This window comes from Nitratireductor sp. StC3 (assembly GCF_003015025.1).
GTDB classification, from domain to species: Bacteria; Pseudomonadota; Alphaproteobacteria; order Rhizobiales; family Rhizobiaceae; genus Mangrovimarina; species Mangrovimarina alexandrii.
Genome location: NZ_PYBP01000005.1, coordinates 165,088 through 181,957 on the forward strand (window position 1 = coordinate 165,088; position 16,870 = coordinate 181,957).

Genomic DNA, 16,870 nt, shown 5'->3' on the forward strand with positions numbered 1-16,870 from the left:
CCAAACTTCGAAGCGGGCGCACCACGACATATGTCTCAGAAGGGCTCCAAGCCGCCATTTGCTACAAATTACAGGAAAGTTCGGTTGCGCGATTTCCATCGGTACGAGCGACTTTCAGCCGCGACCCATGCCATAAGCAACTTCAATCAGTTTGGAGGGCTATAGCGTAGGTATAATTCTCGGCTTCTTCGGCTTCGGCTCCACCACTTTGCGGGGCCGTAGCTTAATGGCAAAGCACTCGGTTGAGATCGAAGGGTCTCGCGTTCTGCGAGGCCCTTCGCCATTTATTTCTCAAACAACTCGAATTGAGTGTCCAAACCGTTTTGGGGATCACACCCGCTCCACGAACCCGTCGAGCACGCGTTTCTGGCCGGCCTTGTCGAAATCGATGGTGAGTTTGTTGCCCTCCACCGAGGCGACGTTGCCGTTGCCGAATTTCAGGTGGAAGACGCGGTCGCCGACCGCAAAGGACGAGGGCTGGTCGGCGACGGATTTGGCGACCAGTTCGCCGTCGATCACCCGGCCCTTGACCGAGCCGCGCCCGGCGCCGTAGCCCGAATCGGTCTCGCCGTAGCCGATGCGTTCGACGCCGTGGCCGGAGCGCGTGCCCCAGTTGCGGTCGGTCGCCTCGGTGCGGTTTTGCTGGGCGCGTTTCCAGCCCGGCGTGGCGTAGGTGTTGGAAAACGAGCCGCCGGCCTCGTCGAAGCGCGAGGCGCCATAGGGGTTGCGCCGGCCGCCATAATTGCCCTGGCCGCCGCCGGAGGCGTAGCCGCCGTAGTTCTGGCCGGTCTCGGCGACTTCGACATGGGCCTCGGGCAGTTCGTCGAGAAAGCGCGACGGGATGGTCGACTGCCACAGCCCGTGCACGCGGCGGTTTGAGGTGAACCAGAGATGCAGGTTCTTCTTGGCCCGGGTGAGCCCGACATAGGCCAGGCGGCGTTCTTCCTCCAGCCCGGAGCGGCCGCCCTCGTCGAGCGCGCGCTGATGGGGAAAGAGCCCTTCCTCCCAGCCGGGCAGGAACACGGTCTCGAATTCCAGCCCCTTGGCCGAATGCAGCGTCATGACGGAGACGGCGTCGAGATTTTCGTCCTGCTCGGTGTCCATCACCAGCGCGACATGTTCGAGGAAGCCGCGCAGGCTTTCATAGTCCTCCATCGAGCGGATCAGCTCTTTGAGGTTTTCCAGCCGTCCGGGCGCGTCGGCCGAACGGTCGTTCTTCCACATGTCGGTATAGCCGGATTCCTCCAAAATCGTCTCGGCGAGCTCGGTATGCGGGGTGGTTTCCAACAGCTCCTGCCAGCGGGCGAAATTGGCCGCCACCTGGCGCAGCGCCGCGCGCGGCTTGGGCTTCATCTCGTCGCTCTCGGCGAGCTGGCGGGCGGCCTCCAGCATCGGCACGCCGAGCGCGCGCGCCGTGTCGTGCACCTGGCGCACCGAGGCCTCGCCCAGGCCGCGCTTGGGTACGTTGACGATGCGCTCGAAGGCGAGGTCGTCGGCACCCTGGGCGACGACGCGGAAATAGGCCATGGCGTCGCGGATCTCGGCGCGCTCGTAAAAGCGCGGGCCGCCGATGACGCGGTAATTGAGGCCGAGCGTGACGAACCGGTCCTCGAATTCGCGCATCTGGAAGGAGGCGCGCACCAGGATCGCCATGTCGTTGAGGGCGTGACCCTTGGCCTGCAGCGCCTCGATCTCCTCGCCGACGCCGCGCGCTTCCTCCTCCGAATCCCAGGCGGCGTGCACCATCACCTTGGCGTCGTCGGGGTCGGGCTGCTCGGTGAACAGCGTCTTGCCGAGCCGGCCCTCATTGTGGGCGATCAGGTGCGAGGCCGCGCCAAGGATGTGGGCGGTGGAGCGGTAGTTGCGTTCCAGCCTGATCACGGCGGCGCCGGGAAAGTCCTTGTCGAAGCGCAGAATGTTGTCGACCTCGGCGCCGCGCCAGCCGTAGATCGACTGGTCGTCGTCGCCGACGCAGCAAATGTTTACCTGCCGATTTTCCCTTGCACCGTCGGCCTGACCGGCCGAACCCAGGTCGACCTCGGAGCCTTGGTCCGCGGGCGCGCTCGCGGCCGGCGCCCGAGCCGCGGCGGAGCGTTGCGCCTGCGGCCGCTGCGCCAGCAGGCGCAGCCACATATATTGCGCGGTGTTGGTATCTTGATACTCGTCCACCAAAATATAGCGGAATTTCTGCTGATATTCGCGCAAAATATCGGGATTTTCGCGCAAAAGCCGGATCGGATGCAGCAAAAGATCGCCGAAATCGCAGGCGTTCAGCGTTTTCAGCCGCTCCTGATAGGCGGCGTAGAGTTCGCGGCCCTTGCCATTGGCGAAGGCGCGGGCATCGCCCTCGGGGATTTGTGCCGGCGACAGGCCCTTGTTCTTCCAGCCGTCGATCATCTGGGCGAACTGGCGCGGCGGCCAGCGCTTGTCGTCGAGCCCCTCGGCCTGGATCAACTGCTTGAGCAGCCGGATCTGGTCGTCGGTGTCGAGAATGGTGAAGTCGCGTTTCAGCCCGGCAAGTTCGGCATGGCGGCGCAGGAGCTTGACGCCGATCGAGTGAAAGGTGCCGAGCCAGGGCATGCCCTCGACCTGTTCGCCGACCAGAAGCCCGACACGGCTCTTCATCTCGCGCGCGGCCTTGTTGGTGAAGGTGACGGCCAGAATCTGGCTCGGCCAGGCGCGTCCGGTCGCCAGGATATGGGCGATGCGGGTGGTCAAAACCCGTGTCTTGCCGGTGCCGGCGCCGGCCAGCACTAGCACCGGGCCCTCGGTGGTCTCGACCGCGCGCCGCTGTTCGGGGTTGAGGCCGGCGAGATAGTCGGGCGCCCGTGGATGGCGGGCGGCCATGGCGCGCGCGGCCAGTCCGCCGCCGCCGGCGGCGGCGGGCGCGGACATCTCGTCCCCTTGGTGGATGGGCAAATCGTCTGGGCGGCTGGACATTGCCTTGAATGTAGTGATTCGCGCCAGAAAGGCCAGCGGCGCGGCGCCTGTCACCGCCAAAGCCCGTCAGCGGAACCATTTTTCGCCATCGGCCGTTTCCGTCGTGCTGCGGGCCGCGTCAACCGGGCGCGGCGGTACGGCGAACAGGACGGATTTTCCCGGTTTCCCCTCCTGGCCAACGAATCGGCAGACGAGCGCCTGTCCCGCCCGGCCCGCGGCGGCTTTTTTCGCGACGGGCCTGCCCGCCGCGACAAAGCCTACCGCGCCAGAACGCGGGTTTCGCCGATCCGGAACACGGTCGTGCGGGTTTGGGTCGTCGCGGCGGCCAGAAAACGCCGTTTCTGCTCGGCCGGCGGATCCTCGGAAAGCGCGAATGTGCCCCAATGCATGCCCACGGCCAGCCGCGCGCCGAGCATCTTGGCCAGTTCCGCGGCCTCGGCCGGATCGACATGGTAGGGACGCTGGAAGCGGTGCGGGGACCAGGCGCCGGTCGGCACCAAAGCCACGTCGACGGGACCCAGGCGCCGGCGCATGTCTGAAAAGATCGCTTGATCCTTGGCGGTATCGCCGGCGAAATAGACCCTGTTTTGCCTGTCGCCGATCACGAAACCGGCCCAATGCATGCTGTCGATGGCAAAAGGCGGGCGGCGCACGCCGTGAATGGCCGGTACGGCGGTGATCGACAGGCCGTCGAGCCGCGCCGTCTCGTACCAGCGCATTTCTTCGACACGGGCAAAGCCCGCCCGCCGGACCAGGAACGCCGTGCCCTCGGGGACGAAAACGCGCGCATGGGGAAAACGACCGGCGAGCCTTTTCAGGCTGGCGATGTCGAGATGGTCGTAGTCGGCATGGGAGATGACGATCGCGTCGAGACGCCGGATCAGACCGGGGTCGGGGCGCAACGGCGGCAGGCGATGCAGATGCAAATGTCCGGGCCCGACACGATCGCCAAGCACGGGATCGGTGAGGACGGCATGGCCGCCGATCCGGATCAGGAAGGTGGAGTGCCCGAACCAGGTGAGCGCCAGCCGCGCCGCGCGTGCGCTCTCGAATTGTGCTTCGGCCTGCGCGGGCGTCAGCCAATGGTCGGGCGGCAGCGTGTCCTTTTGCGGAAACAGCTTGAGCGCCATCTTGGCCAGATGGTCGGTCCAGCCGACGATTTGCGGCGCCGGGGCGGGCCGGCCCGGATTGGCGTAAAACCGTGGCCCGTCCGTGGCGCGTCGGCCAGGCCCGGCACAGGCTGCCAAGGCGAGCGCCGCCAGCACGACGACGGTTTTCGCGCGTGTTGCTTCCCCGCGAGAAAGCACTCCCACCCCCCATTTTGCGCCAGTCTAACCGGTGTTTGCCCGGGAACAAACCCGCGTGTGCCGGATGATGGGGCGTGGGGATGCGTACGGCGGGCCGGTCAGGCTCGATGTCTGCTCCCGACGGCGCGCTTGGAAACTGCCGGCCGGGCTGGGGCTATTGCGTTGCGGTCGAACGGCCGACGCACCGCAAACCCGCACCAGCATAAGCAGTCGGGCTCACCCCTCCTGCCGGAGATGGCGAACCTCGCGCACCACGGCGCGCCATCGCAGATAATCGATCGGGATCGGTTCGTTGCGTCCGGCGATGGCGTGGATCGCGTTTTCGAGATTGTTCTTGGCCCGCCAAAAATCATAGTCGGAAAAGCGCCGGTCTCGGGCAAGCGTTTGCGCCAGCGCCTGGACGTCAGTCGTCACGCCATCACCTCGATATCGTTGTAAGTGCCCGTCGCCTCACCCGTTTCCCGAGCCATCTGTTGCGAGTCGGCCTATGCGTTCAAGGCCGGGCTTCGGCTGTCCACATTAACGTTTCGTTAAGGTTAACAATGTGTTGCGCCGGCCGGGACGGTTCCCGCGCGCATCAGCGATGTTCCTCGACCGAGGTCTGGACGAGGGCCTGGTTGAAGTGGCGCAGTGCCGCCACCAGGCTGACCCAGGCGATGATGCGGGTGGAGTCGGCAGGGTCGACGACCGGCAGGCGTTCATGGCCGCCAGTGTCGAGGGCGCGCAGTGCCGCATCGAGCGTGTCGGTCGGTTTGAGCGCCGTGCCGCCGCGTTCGGGGTCATAGGCGAGGGGCTCGCCGCCCGCGGCGACCGGCTCCATGAAATCCATCACCCGCACCGAGGCGCCGAGCGGCTTGTGCGGGCCCTCGCGCACGTCGAGGCCGCGCAGGCGCAACTGCCACTGGAACCAGGAATGACCGTGCACGGCCTGAATGACGCCCTGAGCCACGGCCACCGTCAGCAACAGCGCGATGGCGAGCGCGTAGCCGCCGGTCAGTTCGAACACGATCATCGCCGTGGAGATCGGCGCGCCGAACACGGCGCCGGCGACCGCGCCCATGCCGAGCATGGCGTAGAGGCCGCCGCTGGAGGCCATGTCGGGGAAAAGACCGGAGGCGATCATGCCGAAGGCGCTGCCGGTGAGCGCGCCGACCACCATCGCCGGCGCGAACACGCCGCCGCCGAAGCGCGCCGCAAGCGAGATTGCCGTCGCCACCGTCTTCAGCACGATCAGCGACAAGACGAGCGCCAGCGGCAGTTGCTCCGACAGGGCCAGGTCGGTGAGCTCGTAACCGACACCCAGAATATGCGGAAAAAAGACGCCGATCGCCCCGACCAGCACACCGCCGGCCACCGGCCGGGTCCAGAGCGGAATATCCACGCGGCGGGCGGCGAAATCGGCGATGAACAGCGCGAACTGGAACAGGATCGCGACCACGGCCGAGACCAGGCCGAGAAGCACGAAGGCGGGGAATTCCCAATAGGAAGCGACCGCGTAGGCCGGCACGGAAAAGGAGGCGTCGGGCCCGAACCACAGCCTGGACAAGACGCTGCCGGCGGTCGAGGCGATCATGATCGGCACGAAGGAGCGCAGCGCGTAATGGCCCAAAACCACCTCGTGGGCGAACAGCACGCCGGCGAACGGGGCGTTGAAGGAGGCGGCGACCGCGCTTGCCACGCCCGCCGAAAGCAAGGTGCGGCGGCACCATTCCGGCAGCGCGGCGCGGCGCGCGATCACCCCGCCGAGCGTTGCGCCGAGATGCACGATCGGCCCCTCGCGTCCGGCGCTGGCGCCGCTGCCGACCGAGATGGCCGAGACCAGCGCCGACCACAGCCCGTCGGCCATGCCGAGCTTGCGTCCGGTAAAGGCGCGCGCCTCGATGACGTCGGCGACGCCGCCGGCGCGGCGCACGGAAATGCGCTGCAGCAGGAGGCCCACGACGAGGCCGCCGACGACCGGGCCGGCGACGATCACCCACCACGGCATGCCGGCGGCGGCCGTCAGGGTCTGTTCGGAGCGGCTGCCGAGCCAGAACCATTGCGCGATGCCGATCAGTTCGCGGAAGATGATCGCGGCAATGCCGGCGCCAAGGCCGATCGCCAGCGCCAGGCACAAGACCAGCGGCTGGCGTTCCTTGCGGAAATCGCGCCAGTTCGGGCCGACCCAGCCCCTGAGCGCGACGATCGCGCGCTTGGCGAAGAGATTCATCGCCCAGCCTAGTTGGATTTGCGCCGGATCGCGATCGAGCGGCCGGCGCGTTCGGGCATCGGCAAGGCCCGGTGGGCGGCACGCACCGCCTCGACCCTTTGCCTTATGTCGTCGGGAAAGGCGACGACCCGCGGCCCGGCCATGTCGATATGCAGGGACAGCGTTTCCGACGTCGCGGCCAGCCAGCCGTCGAGATGATGGATCTCCTGGTAGGCGCGCAGGCGCTTGTCGTCATGGTCGATGAGATTGAAGGAGACGCGGACACGATCGCCCAGATGCAGTTCGCGGACGTAACAGACATGGACTTCGGCGGTGTAGATCGTCAGCCTGCGCGCGCTGGCATAGTCGGGGCCCATGCCCATCAATTCGAACGCCTCGTCGGAACAGCGATCGAACAGCACATTGTAATAGGCCATGTTGAGGTGGCCGTTATAGTCGATCCAGTCCTTTTCGATCTCCATGATGCGCGACAGGAGCGGTGCGTCGATGGTCATTGAATTTCCCCGCTTGATGAACTCTCCGGCGCGGCCGATAAAGGCGCGGACGCCCGCCGGCCCGGTCCCGATACTCATCAGAACCGGGACGCCTTCTCAAGGCCTGCGCGGCACAATGCACGGGAGGAACACATGGCGCTTGCCGATCTTGTCCGCGTCGAACGCAACGAAGACGGCATCCAGGCCGTGCTTGGCGTCCTCAAGCAGCGCTTCGGCGAGCGGTTTCAGACCGGCCAGGCGATCCGCGAGCAGCATGCCCACACCACCACCTATATTCCCGCGCAATTGCCGGACGGGGTGGTGTTCGCACACTCGACGCCGGAGGTGCAGGAGGTGGTGCGCCTTTGCGCGACGTATCGCGTGCCCGTGATCCCGTTCGGCACCGGCACGTCGCTGGAGGGTCATGTCAACGCGCCGGGCGGCGGCATCTCGCTCGACCTGATGGGCATGGACAAGATCGTGTCGGTCAATGCCGAGGATCTCGACTGCACGATCGAGCCGGGCGTGACGCGCGAGGCGCTCAACACCTATCTGCGCGACACGGGGCTGTTTTTCCCGATCGATCCGGGCGCCAATGCCAGCCTCGGCGGCATGGCCTCGACGCGTGCGTCGGGCACCAACGCGGTGCGCTACGGCACGATGCGCGACAATGTGCTGGCGCTGACGGCGGTGACGGCGGACGGGCAGACGGTGACGACCGCCAAGCGCGCCAAGAAATCCTCGGCCGGCTACGATCTGACGCGGCTTTTCATCGGCGCGGAAGGCACGCTCGGCATCATCACCTCGCTGACGCTCAGGCTGCAGGGCATTCCCCAGGCGATGTCGGGCGGGGTGTGCCCGTTTCCGAGCGTGGAGGCGGCCTGCGAGGCGGTGATCGCCACCATCCAGATGGGCGTGCCGGTCGCGCGCATCGAACTGGTCAATCGGCTGCAAATGAAGGCGATGATCGCCTATTCGAAGCTCGACTATCCCGAAAGCCCGTGCCTGTTCCTCGAGTTCCACGGCACCGAGAGCGGCGTGGCCGAACAGGCGCAGCTTTTTGGCGAGATCGCGGCCGAGCACGGCGGCGGACCGTTCATCTGGACCCAGGTCGCCGAGGAACGCACCAAATTGTGGAAGGCGCGCCACGACGCCTATTGGGCCTCGCTGCCGCTCAGGCCCGGCGCGCGCGGCCTGTCGACGGATGTGTGCGTGCCGATCTCGCGGCTGGCCGAATGCATCGCCGAAACGGAACGCGACATCGAGGCGATGGGCCTGGTCGCGCCGATCGTCGGCCATGTCGGCGACGGCAATTTCCACGTGCTGGTGCTGATGGACCCCGAAGACACGCGCGAGATCGCGCAGGCGGAGGCCTTCGTTGCCCGGCTCAACGAACGGGCGCTGGCGATGGAGGGCACCTGCACCGGCGAGCACGGCATCGGCCAAGGCAAGGCGAAGTTTCTGGAACTGGAACTGGGCACCGGCGTCGACGTGATGCGGGCCATCAAGAAGGCGCTCGATCCGCAGAACATTCTCAATCCGGGCAAGATTTTCGCGCTCGACTGACGGGTTTTTCGCGCTGGCCGGGATCGGCGCCGCCACTTTATCGACACGCCGATCGGGGTAAGGTGTCGGCTATCGACGACTCAGGAGCAGGTTTCTGGCCCGTCTGTTCGTATTCATCGGCGGCTTGATCGTGCTGGCGCTCACCGCGGCGCTGGTGGGGCCTTATTTTGTCGACTGGACCAGCTATCGCGCCGATTTCGAACGCGAGGCAAGCCGCATACTCGGCCGCGCGGTGACCGTGGAGGGCACCGCCACGGCGCGGCTCTTGCCGTTTCCCTCGGTGCGGTTCACCGATGTCAGGGTGGCCGGGGCGACGCCCGGCGAGCCGCAGATGACGGTCGACAGCTTCTCGATGGACGCGGAATTGTCGCCGTTCCTGCGCGGCGAGATCCTGATCTTCGACATGCGGCTCGAGCGGCCGTCGGCGGTCATCACGGTGGCCGAGGACGGCACCATAGACTGGGCGGCGCGGCCGGCGAGCCTTTTCGATCCGTCGCAAATATCGCTCGAAAAGATCACGGTGGCCGAAGGCAGGGTGCGGCTGCGTCATGCGCTCAGCGGCCGCGAGCATATTGTCAGCGAGATCAATGCCGAGATCGCCGCGCGCACGCTCGCCGGGCCGTGGCGGCTCGACGGATCGATGCGCCTCGACGGGCAGGCGGCGGCGGTCACGCTGTCGACCGGCACGGTCGAGGACGACGGCACGTTGCGGCTGCGCGCGCGGGTGCGCCCGAGCGACCGCGCCTTCGCGCTGGAAACCGACGGCCGGGCGCGGCTGCATGACGGGGCGGCCAGCTATGACGGCCGCTTCAAACTGGATGCAGGCATCCGCAGCGCCGACGGCGAGACGGGCGAGCAGCCCGAAGCGCCGGCCGGCTTTCGTTTCGCCGGCGCGTTCACGCTCGACAACAACCGGCTCGACGTTTCGGAGTTTCGGCTCGAGACCGGTACGCTCGACGACCCCTATACCGCCGACGGCACCGCGCTGCTCGATTTCGGCGTCTCGCCGCGTTTCCTGATCCAGGCGACCGGCGCGCAGGTGCGGCTCGACCGCGGGGAGGGCGAAGCAGGCGACATAACCGGCCTGGCGCTGCAGGATCGCCTGGACGCGCTCAACGAGGCCGTGCTCGACCTGCCGCGGCCGGGCATCGCGGGCACGGTCGACATCGACCTGCCGGCGATCGTGGCCGGCGATACCACCATTCGCGACGTGTCGTTCTCGGCCGAGCCGGGCGCGGACGGCTGGACGGTCAACACGCTGCGCGCGACGCTGCCCGGCCGCACGCGGCTGGAGGCGAACGGGCTGATTTCGGCCGGCGAGGCGATGCGCTTCGACGGCCGGCTTTTGTTGGCGGTCGGTCAGCCGTCGGGCTTCGCGGCCTGGCTTGCGCGCGACGTCGACGAGGCGATCCGGCGCCTGCCGGCCGCCGGTTTCGCCGCCGATGTCGAACTGGGCGCCGAGCGCCAGCTTTTCAACAATCTGGAATTGATCCTGGGCACAGCGCGGTTTCGCGGCTCGCTCGACCGCCAGCGGCGCGACGCCGTGCGGCCGGCCATGGCCGCCAAGCTGGAAGGCGAGGCGCTGGACGTCGACGGCATGGCGGCATTCGCCTCGCTGTTCGTCAGCGATGCCGGCGTGACCCATTTCGGCGGCCACGACATCGATTTCAGCCTGAAGGCGGGGCCGGTGCGGCTGTCAGGCCTGGCTGCCGAGGAGGTCGATACCGCCTTCAGGCTGCGCGGCGACCAGCTCGACATCGACCGGCTGGCGGTGACCGGCCTGGCCGGCGCCAATATCAGCGCGACGGCGAAGCTACGCGACATTGACGGCCGGCCGAGCGGCTCCGTCGACGCCTCCATCCTCGCCGGCGATCTCGCCCCGTTCGCGCGGCTGGTGGCGGCGCGCTTTCCCCAAAACGCCCTGGCGGCCGCGCTTGCCGGCCGGGCCGATGCCTATCAGGGGCTGATGGATGACGCGCAGATCGACCTGGTGGCGAGCCTGGAGCGCGCCGACGCGGGGCCGGGCCAGGCATCGCTGGGCGCGCAGGGCCATATCGGCGACAGCGATGTCAGCCTGTCGCTGTCGTCGGAGGCTTTCGACGGCGACCTTTTCGGCGCGCCGCTGGCGCTGTCGCTGGAGGCCGAAACCACGAATACCGCCGAACTGCTGGCCTTTGCCGGCCTGCCGGCCTTCGATCTCGGCCTGACCGGCGAAGGCACGGCGCAACTGGCGGTGGACGGCACCTTGTCGGAAGGCGCCGCGGTCCGGTTCGCGCTCCTGTCGCCGCAGGCCCAGGCGCGGTTTTCCGGCAGCGCCACGGTAAACGGCATGGCGCTGTCGGCCAAGGGCGGGCTCGACCTGTCGGGCGACGATCTGGAACCGTGGCTGATGACCTCGGGCCTGACCCTGCCCGGCATGGGGCTCGGGCTTCCCGCCGATCTCAAAAGCGATGTCGCGCTGGAGGGGGGCGTGCTCACGCTTTCCGAGATCGCCGGCAATCTCGCCGGCAATACGGTTTCGGGAGATTTGCGGGCGCGGCTCGCGGACGGGATGCCCGATCTCGCCGGCAGGCTCGCGCTCGGCGGGTTCGATCTCGCGCTCGCGGCCGGGCTGGTGCTCGGCGAAGGCGCAATCGAATATGACGGCGAGGGCTGGCCCGACGCGCCGTTTGTCCAGGCCGCGACGGTGCCGTTTACCGGGCGGCTGGATTTCGAGGTCGGCACGCTCGGCGTCGGTGCCTGGCTGAGCGCGGAGGAGGCCAGCTTCACTCTGGCGCTGGACCGGGAAGGGCTGCGGCTCGCCGATCTTGAGGCCGGCTTCGTCGGCGGTTCGCTGGAAGGGCTTGCGGAGCTCAACAACAATCAGGGGGCGGGCCTGTTTTCGGCCCAACTGAAGATCGAGGGCGCCGACAGCGCGACGCTGCTGCGCGCGCCGGGTTTCGGCGGCAGCGCCGATCTGAGCGCGTCGGCGACGGCGAGCGGGCGCACCGTCGGCGGGCTGATCGCGGCGCTGACGGGATCGGGCACGGCGCGGTTCGTCGGGCTTGCCGTGCCGGGCCTGAGTGCGGACGCGCTCGGGCCGATCCTGGCGCGCGCCGACGAGATCGGCCGCGACATCACCGCAGACCAGACGGCCGGTTTCGCGCCTGCGCTGGTCGCCGACGGGACGCTTGGGATCGGCGAAATCGTTGCCCCCTTCACCATTGCCGGCGGCGTGATCCGTACGCCGCCGCTGTTCATGGAGGCCGGTGCGGCGCGTTTGGAGACGCAGGCCCGCGCCGATCTCAATTCCGGCGCGGTGTCGATGGACGGGCAGCTTCGTTACGAGGCCGGCGACGAGGCGGTGGTCGGGTCCGAGCCGGTGGTCGGCTTTGTCGCCGAAGGGCCGATCGGCAATGTGATGCGCCGTTTCGATACCGCGCCGCTGGCGCAATTCCTGACCCAGCGCGCGCTCGAACGCGAACAGGCGCGGGTGGAAAAGATGCAGGCCGAACTGCTCGAAAAGCAGCGGCTGCGGCGCGAAGTGCGCTATTACACGCAGCTTGCCGAATCGCGCCGCGTCCGCCAGGCGGAAGAAGAGGCGCGGCGCCAGGCCGAGGAGGAAGCGCGGCGCCAGGCCGAGGAAGCCGCGCGGTTGAAGGCAGAGGAAGAGGCCGCGCGCCAGGCCGAGGAGGAAGAGCGGCGCCAGGCCGAGGAGGCCGCACGGTTGAAGGCGAAGGAAGAGGCCGCGCGCCAGAAAGCCGAGGAAGAGGCCGCGCGCATCCGCGCCGAGGACGAGGCCCGGCGGCGCGCGGAGGAGGAGGCGCGGCTTCGTGCGGAACAGGCCGCGCGCGAACAGGCCCGCGAGCCGGTCGACGAGGCCGGGACCGCATCGACCGACACGATCACCCGCACGCCGCTGCCGCCGCCCGCGCGGCCGCCGAGACCGAGGCCGGGTTCCGCTTCGGAACTCGATTTCGACGCGATGGACATCGAAGAATTTCTGAAGTCCCATTCACCGGGGCGCTGAGTTTGCGGCAGGCGCGTCCCGGCCGAGCGCGGCGCGCGGCTGTTACGATGACGGTTCGGGACGGCGGGCGCGTTCGGCGTCGCGCGCGCGCACATGGTCAAGCACGTAAAGTCGCAATGCCGACGACAGATTGGTGTCGCGCGGGCGCTGTTCGTCGATTTCGGCGACGAGCGCGGCCAGGGCGCGATCACGCCGGGCCGCGATTTTCTTCAACTCGTCGTAAAAAGCCTGTTCGATCGAATAGCTGGTGCGGTGGCCGCGGATCGTGACCGATCGTTTGCGCACGCCGCTCACGGCCGGTCGTCGCCTTGCGGCTTGTCGCGGCGATGGCCGTCGAGCGCTGCGCGGGCGGTTCGTTCGGTGCGGGCTTCGGTCTGCTTTTCGGTCTTGGTGCGGCCGTGGCGTGCGCGATTTTCGCTCGCCCGCTTTTCGCGCGCGGCCCGTTCGGCACGCTTGCGCGCCAGGCGCAGATTGACGATCTCAGCCATCGGCGCTCCCGAGCGGACACGCTTTTGGGCTATTTCTTTCGGAACGCATCGAGCGAGACGACCTGGGCGCCCTTGGTTTCGGCCTCCGCCTCGGCGGGCTCCTCGGCCTTTGCCTCGTCCTTCTTCTTCTTGGCGCGCTCGCCGCCGGATTTTTTCGCCGCGGTCGCCTTGGCGGGCGCGGCGGCTTTTTTGTCGTCCGCCTCCGGTTCCGGCACTTCTTCGGCCGGGGCCTCCACCTTCACGTCAAACTCGAGTTCGAAATTGACGGACGGGTCGTAGAAACCGCGCACGGCCGAGAACGGGATTTCGAGCTTTTCGGGCACATCGGAGAACGACAGGCCGATCTCGAAGCCGCTATCGGTCACCTTCAGGTCCCAGAACTGGTATTGCAGCACGATCGTCATCTGCTCGGGATAGCGCTCGCGCAGCCGGCTGGAGACCCGCACGCCGGGCGCGCCGGTGAGGAAGGTGATGAAAAAGTGATGGTTGCCCGGCAGGCCCGTCTTGGCAACCTCGCTCAAAACCTTGCGCATCACGCCGCGCAAGGCTTCCTGGGCGAGGATGTCGTAGCGAATTTGGTCGTCCGTCATGCAGTCGGGGTCCATCGAGTGAGTCCGGTTAGATTTAGTGCGGTTTGCACAAAGATGGAACCGGCGAGTGCGATATTCCCGCATGCGGCGCCGGTCAGCATCGCGGCCGGCGATGTCTCATGCCGTCCGCAGCGTGTCGACCACAAAGCGCACCCGTTCGGCAAGACCGGTTTTGGGCAATTCGACAAGCCGGTAGCCGAAGGCGGAATAGGTGTTTGCCATCGCGGCGTGGGTGCGCCGCGCTTCCTCGGGCGATTGGCGGCGTTCGGCGTCGTTGACGTAGATCTCGGGCCAGTGCGGCGCGATGAAGACGGTCGCGTTGTAACGGAAATCGGTGGCGGCCCGTGTCAACGCCGGCGGCACGGCAAGCCGCGACAGGGCGAGATAGCCGACAATGTCGGGGATGGCACGGTCGAACAGGACGGTCCCGCTGCGCTGCATGGCGAGCGCGTGCGACCGCAATTCCCAACACAGCATCCAGTCGGCGAAGCGTGCCCGATCAGCCCAGGGCAGGGCGTCGGCGCCGATCGCCTGTTGCTGGCGGATGACGCCGCGCCCGGCCTCGTCCATGACGGCGAAGCCGGTCGCGGCCAGTGCGTCGAGCAAAGTGGTTTTGCCGGAGCCCGGCCCGCCGGTGAAGACGAACAGGCGCTCGCTCTGTGGTGAGGACATGGCATGCTCCCTGGCTGGATGATTTTGGCGGCGACGGCGTGCGCGCGGGAAAGCGGCCGCGGGGCGCGCCAAGCGGCGCCGACACGCGCGACAGCGGACGGGAATGGACGGGGAGGCAGATGGGGAGAAGTGGAGGCTTCTGTTGCCAGGTGCCTCCGAACCCCGCCTAGAGGTGCGAACCGCTAGGACTTGAATTGAAGCTGTCGAGCCGCATTACGCAGCGAGACGTGCTTCCGCATAGTTGTCGTTTGCAACTACAAGTTTAGCCCGATAACGGTGGTACAATGCCGGGCAAAAGTCCGATCTTTACACCTTCGTCGATCCTATTTCGCCCCCATCAAAAACCGCCAGGCAAAGCGGTTTATGGTGGAGGCGCCGGGTACCGCCCCCGGGTCCGAACGGCTTATTACATCGGCAGTTTATCGCCATAGTCAGTCAAGCTGACGGGACGAATATAGGCATGCCGACGGCAAATGAAAAGACCGCCGGCACGCGGTTTGTCGGGCTATGCGGCCGGAACCGGCTTCGCCTTGCGCGCCAGCCACCGGTCGAGCCGGTCGGAGAGATCGTGCGTGGGCACCAGGCCGGCGAACAGGTCGCATTCGGTCTGCAGGCCCTCGGCGATGCTCATGTTGAGGCCGCGCGTGGTCGCCGCCAGGACCGCCGCGGCGGCCGAGGCGGTGTGGACCGTGATGCGACCGGCCAGGTCGCGCGCTGTCGCCATCAGCTCGTCGTGCGGCACGACGCGGTTGACCAGCCCGAGTTCGAGCGCATATCGCGGCGAGAAGGTTTCGCCGGTCAGCAGCAATTCCAGCGCGCGCTTGCGGCCCGCCAGCCGGGCGAGACGCTGCGTGCCGCCGAATGTCGGCGGCATGCCGAGCCGGATTTCCGGCTTGGCGAACAGGGCGTCGTCGCTGGCGACCGTCAGGTGAGCGGCTTCGACGATCTCGCAACCGCCGCCAAAGGCGAAGCCGTTGACCGCCGCGATCACCGGCTTGCGATAGGCCTCGATCCGCGCCGTCATGCGCTGGCCGCGGCGCACGAAGTCGCGCACGGCGCAGTCGATGCCCGCGCGCACGCTTTCGCGAAATTCGGCGATGTCGGCGCCGGCGGAAAAGGCGCGCTGGCCTGCACCGGTCAGGATCACTGCGCGGCAGCGGCTGTCGCTCTCGATCCCGTCGAGCAGGTCCAGCACACGGTCGATCATCGCGCGGGACAGCGCATTGAGCTTGTCGGGACGGTTGAGGGTGAGGACGGCGATGCCGTCGGCGACGTCGATGAGAACCGGTTCTGGCATGGTGCTTTTCCTGCGTGCGTGGGGGACGACGGGAAGGTAGCGTGACGCCGCTGTTGTGTATATTCACTAGTCGGTATACATAGGGCCATGGCGATGACGGCATTATCCACCCGCGAACGCATCGTGCAGGCGGCCACGACGCTGTTTTACGGCGAGGGCATCCGCGCGGTCAGCGTCGATGCGGTCGCCGCCAAGGCCGGGGTCACCAAGCGCACGCTTTATTATCATTTCGCCAGCAAGGACGAGTTGATCGCCGCCTATCTGGAAGGGCGCGACCAGCCCAATCTTGCCACTTTCCGGCGCTGGTTCGCCGAAACCGACGGTTCGCTTGCCGACAAGGTGCGCGGCATTTTCTGCGCGCTCGCCCGATCGGCCCGCAAGCCGGGATGGAAGGGCTGCGGCTTCCTGCGCACGGCGGCCGAATTGGCGGCGATGCCCGGCCACCCGGCGATGCGCATCGGCGCGGCGCATAAGAAGAAGTTCGAGGCCTGGCTTGCGGAAATTTTTGCGGGCGCGGGGCTGGCGGAGCCGGACCGTCTGGCGCGGCGGATCGTGCTGCTGCTCGACGGCTCCTTCGCCGTCGTGCTGTTGCATCGCGACCCGGACTATATGGAGGAAGCCGGCGCGACGGCCTTTATGCTGGTCGAGGCCGCGCTGTCCCGGTCCGGGCGGACCTGAGGCGGTCCGCCACGTTCGCCGGTATTGCGCCGGGATCAAGCATTCGTGTGAGGTCGTGTAGCGCGCGGCAGGCCCGGCCGCGCTACAAGCGGTGTCGGCAGAGAGGGAGGATGTGCGATGCAGCGACGTGGGGTCTTGGGCCTGATTGCCGGCGCGGCGGCCGCGCTTGGCACCGCCGGCGCGGCGGTTGCCGCCGACAAGGTGTTTACCGGCCTGGTGGCGGGAGTGGGCGCCGGCGGCTACGATGTCGTGGCCTACCAGAGTGAAAACGCCGCGATCCCGGGCGATCCGGCGATCGAAGCCAGCCACGAGGGCGTGCGCTACCGCTTCGCCAGCGCGCGCAACCGCGACGCTTTCCGCGCCGATCCGCAAAAATATCTGCCGCACTATGGCGGTTACTGCGCCTGGGCGGTGAGCCAGGGCTATACCGCCAAGGGCGATCCCGAGGCCTGGACGGTCGTCGACGGCAGGCTCTATCTCAACTATTCGCAGTCCGTGCGCGCACAATGGTCGCAGGACATCGCCGGCAATGTCGCCAAAGCCGACGCCAATTGGCCGGCCGTGCTGGACTGAGATGCCGGCGCCGGCATTGGCTGCGTTTTACCGGTTGGGGACAGGCCGGACAATGGCGTGCGCGGCCG

Annotated in this window: 14 protein-coding genes and 1 other RNA gene; 4 read left to right on the forward strand and 11 right to left on the reverse strand. The window is 67.5% G+C overall.

The window, feature by feature from the left end:
• Positions 1-330: 330 nt before the first annotated feature.
• The 5 genes from C7T96_RS12555 to C7T96_RS12575 all read right to left on the reverse strand — a co-directional run bounded on the left by C7T96_RS12555 (position 331) and on the right by C7T96_RS12575 (position 6,950).
• Positions 331-2,940: a UvrD-helicase domain-containing protein gene (locus C7T96_RS12555; protein ID WP_106571828.1), complete on the reverse strand. Its 2,610-nt coding sequence runs from the start codon at positions 2,938-2,940 to the stop codon at positions 331-333.
• Positions 2,941-3,197: 257 nt separating this feature from the next.
• Positions 3,198-4,247, reverse strand: a complete 1,050-nt coding sequence (locus C7T96_RS12560; RefSeq protein WP_146149182.1) for an MBL fold metallo-hydrolase — start codon at positions 4,245-4,247, stop codon at positions 3,198-3,200.
• A 216-nt stretch (positions 4,248-4,463) separates the two neighbouring features.
• Positions 4,464-4,661 (reverse strand): hypothetical protein, encoded by a 198-nt coding sequence (locus C7T96_RS12565; RefSeq protein WP_106571583.1) that lies wholly within the window; start codon positions 4,659-4,661, stop codon positions 4,464-4,466.
• 163 nt (positions 4,662-4,824) lie between these two features.
• A complete protein-coding gene (locus C7T96_RS12570) occupies positions 4,825-6,456 on the reverse strand; it encodes a chloride channel protein (protein WP_106571584.1) in 1,632 nt (543 codons plus the stop codon).
• A gap of 8 nt (positions 6,457-6,464) precedes the next feature.
• A complete protein-coding gene (locus C7T96_RS12575) occupies positions 6,465-6,950 on the reverse strand; it encodes a thioesterase family protein (RefSeq protein ID WP_106571829.1) in 486 nt (161 codons plus the stop codon).
• A gap of 132 nt (positions 6,951-7,082) precedes the next feature.
• On the opposite strand from C7T96_RS12575, the gene C7T96_RS12580 reads away from it, so the two are divergent.
• Positions 7,083-8,495, forward strand: coding sequence for an FAD-linked oxidase C-terminal domain-containing protein (locus C7T96_RS12580; protein WP_106571585.1), 1,413 nt, complete (start codon positions 7,083-7,085; stop codon positions 8,493-8,495).
• A 94-nt stretch (positions 8,496-8,589) separates the two neighbouring features.
• A complete protein-coding gene (locus C7T96_RS12585; protein ID WP_106571586.1) occupies positions 8,590-12,504 on the forward strand; it encodes an AsmA family protein in 3,915 nt (1,304 codons plus the stop codon).
• A 42-nt stretch (positions 12,505-12,546) separates the two neighbouring features.
• Here the strand turns inward: C7T96_RS12585 and C7T96_RS12590 are convergent, their stop codons facing one another.
• The 6 genes from C7T96_RS12590 to C7T96_RS12615 all read right to left on the reverse strand — a co-directional run bounded on the left by C7T96_RS12590 (position 12,547) and on the right by C7T96_RS12615 (position 15,551).
• A complete protein-coding gene (locus tag C7T96_RS12590) occupies positions 12,547-12,798 on the reverse strand; it encodes a ribbon-helix-helix domain-containing protein (RefSeq protein ID WP_106571587.1) in 252 nt (83 codons plus the stop codon).
• The gene (locus C7T96_RS12595; RefSeq protein ID WP_106571588.1) at positions 12,795-12,992 is read right to left on the reverse strand and encodes a DUF4169 family protein; all 198 of its coding nucleotides are present in this window, start codon (positions 12,990-12,992) and stop codon (positions 12,795-12,797) included. The genes C7T96_RS12590 and C7T96_RS12595 overlap by 4 nt, the downstream gene beginning before the upstream one ends.
• Before the next feature lie 29 nt (positions 12,993-13,021).
• Positions 13,022-13,582, reverse strand: coding sequence for an SspB family protein (locus tag C7T96_RS12600; protein WP_106571830.1), 561 nt, complete (start codon positions 13,580-13,582; stop codon positions 13,022-13,024).
• A gap of 117 nt (positions 13,583-13,699) precedes the next feature.
• Positions 13,700-14,254, reverse strand: a complete 555-nt coding sequence (locus C7T96_RS12605) for an AAA family ATPase (RefSeq protein ID WP_106571589.1) — start codon at positions 14,252-14,254, stop codon at positions 13,700-13,702.
• Positions 14,255-14,382: 128 nt separating this feature from the next.
• Positions 14,383-14,738, reverse strand: a transfer-messenger RNA (tmRNA) gene (gene ssrA, locus C7T96_RS12610).
• A gap of 21 nt (positions 14,739-14,759) precedes the next feature.
• On the reverse strand, positions 14,760-15,551 hold the full coding sequence (locus C7T96_RS12615) for a crotonase/enoyl-CoA hydratase family protein (RefSeq protein WP_106571590.1): 792 nt from the start codon (positions 15,549-15,551) through the stop codon (positions 14,760-14,762).
• An 87-nt stretch (positions 15,552-15,638) separates the two neighbouring features.
• On the opposite strand from C7T96_RS12615, the gene C7T96_RS12620 reads away from it, so the two are divergent.
• The gene (locus C7T96_RS12620) at positions 15,639-16,229 is read left to right on the forward strand and encodes a TetR/AcrR family transcriptional regulator (RefSeq protein ID WP_106571591.1); all 591 of its coding nucleotides are present in this window, start codon (positions 15,639-15,641) and stop codon (positions 16,227-16,229) included.
• A gap of 117 nt (positions 16,230-16,346) precedes the next feature.
• Positions 16,347-16,802 carry a YHS domain-containing (seleno)protein gene (locus C7T96_RS12625; RefSeq protein ID WP_106571592.1) on the forward strand — a complete coding sequence of 152 codons (456 nt, stop codon included), beginning with the start codon at positions 16,347-16,349 and terminating at the stop codon, positions 16,800-16,802.
• Positions 16,803-16,870: the final 68 nt, after the last annotated feature.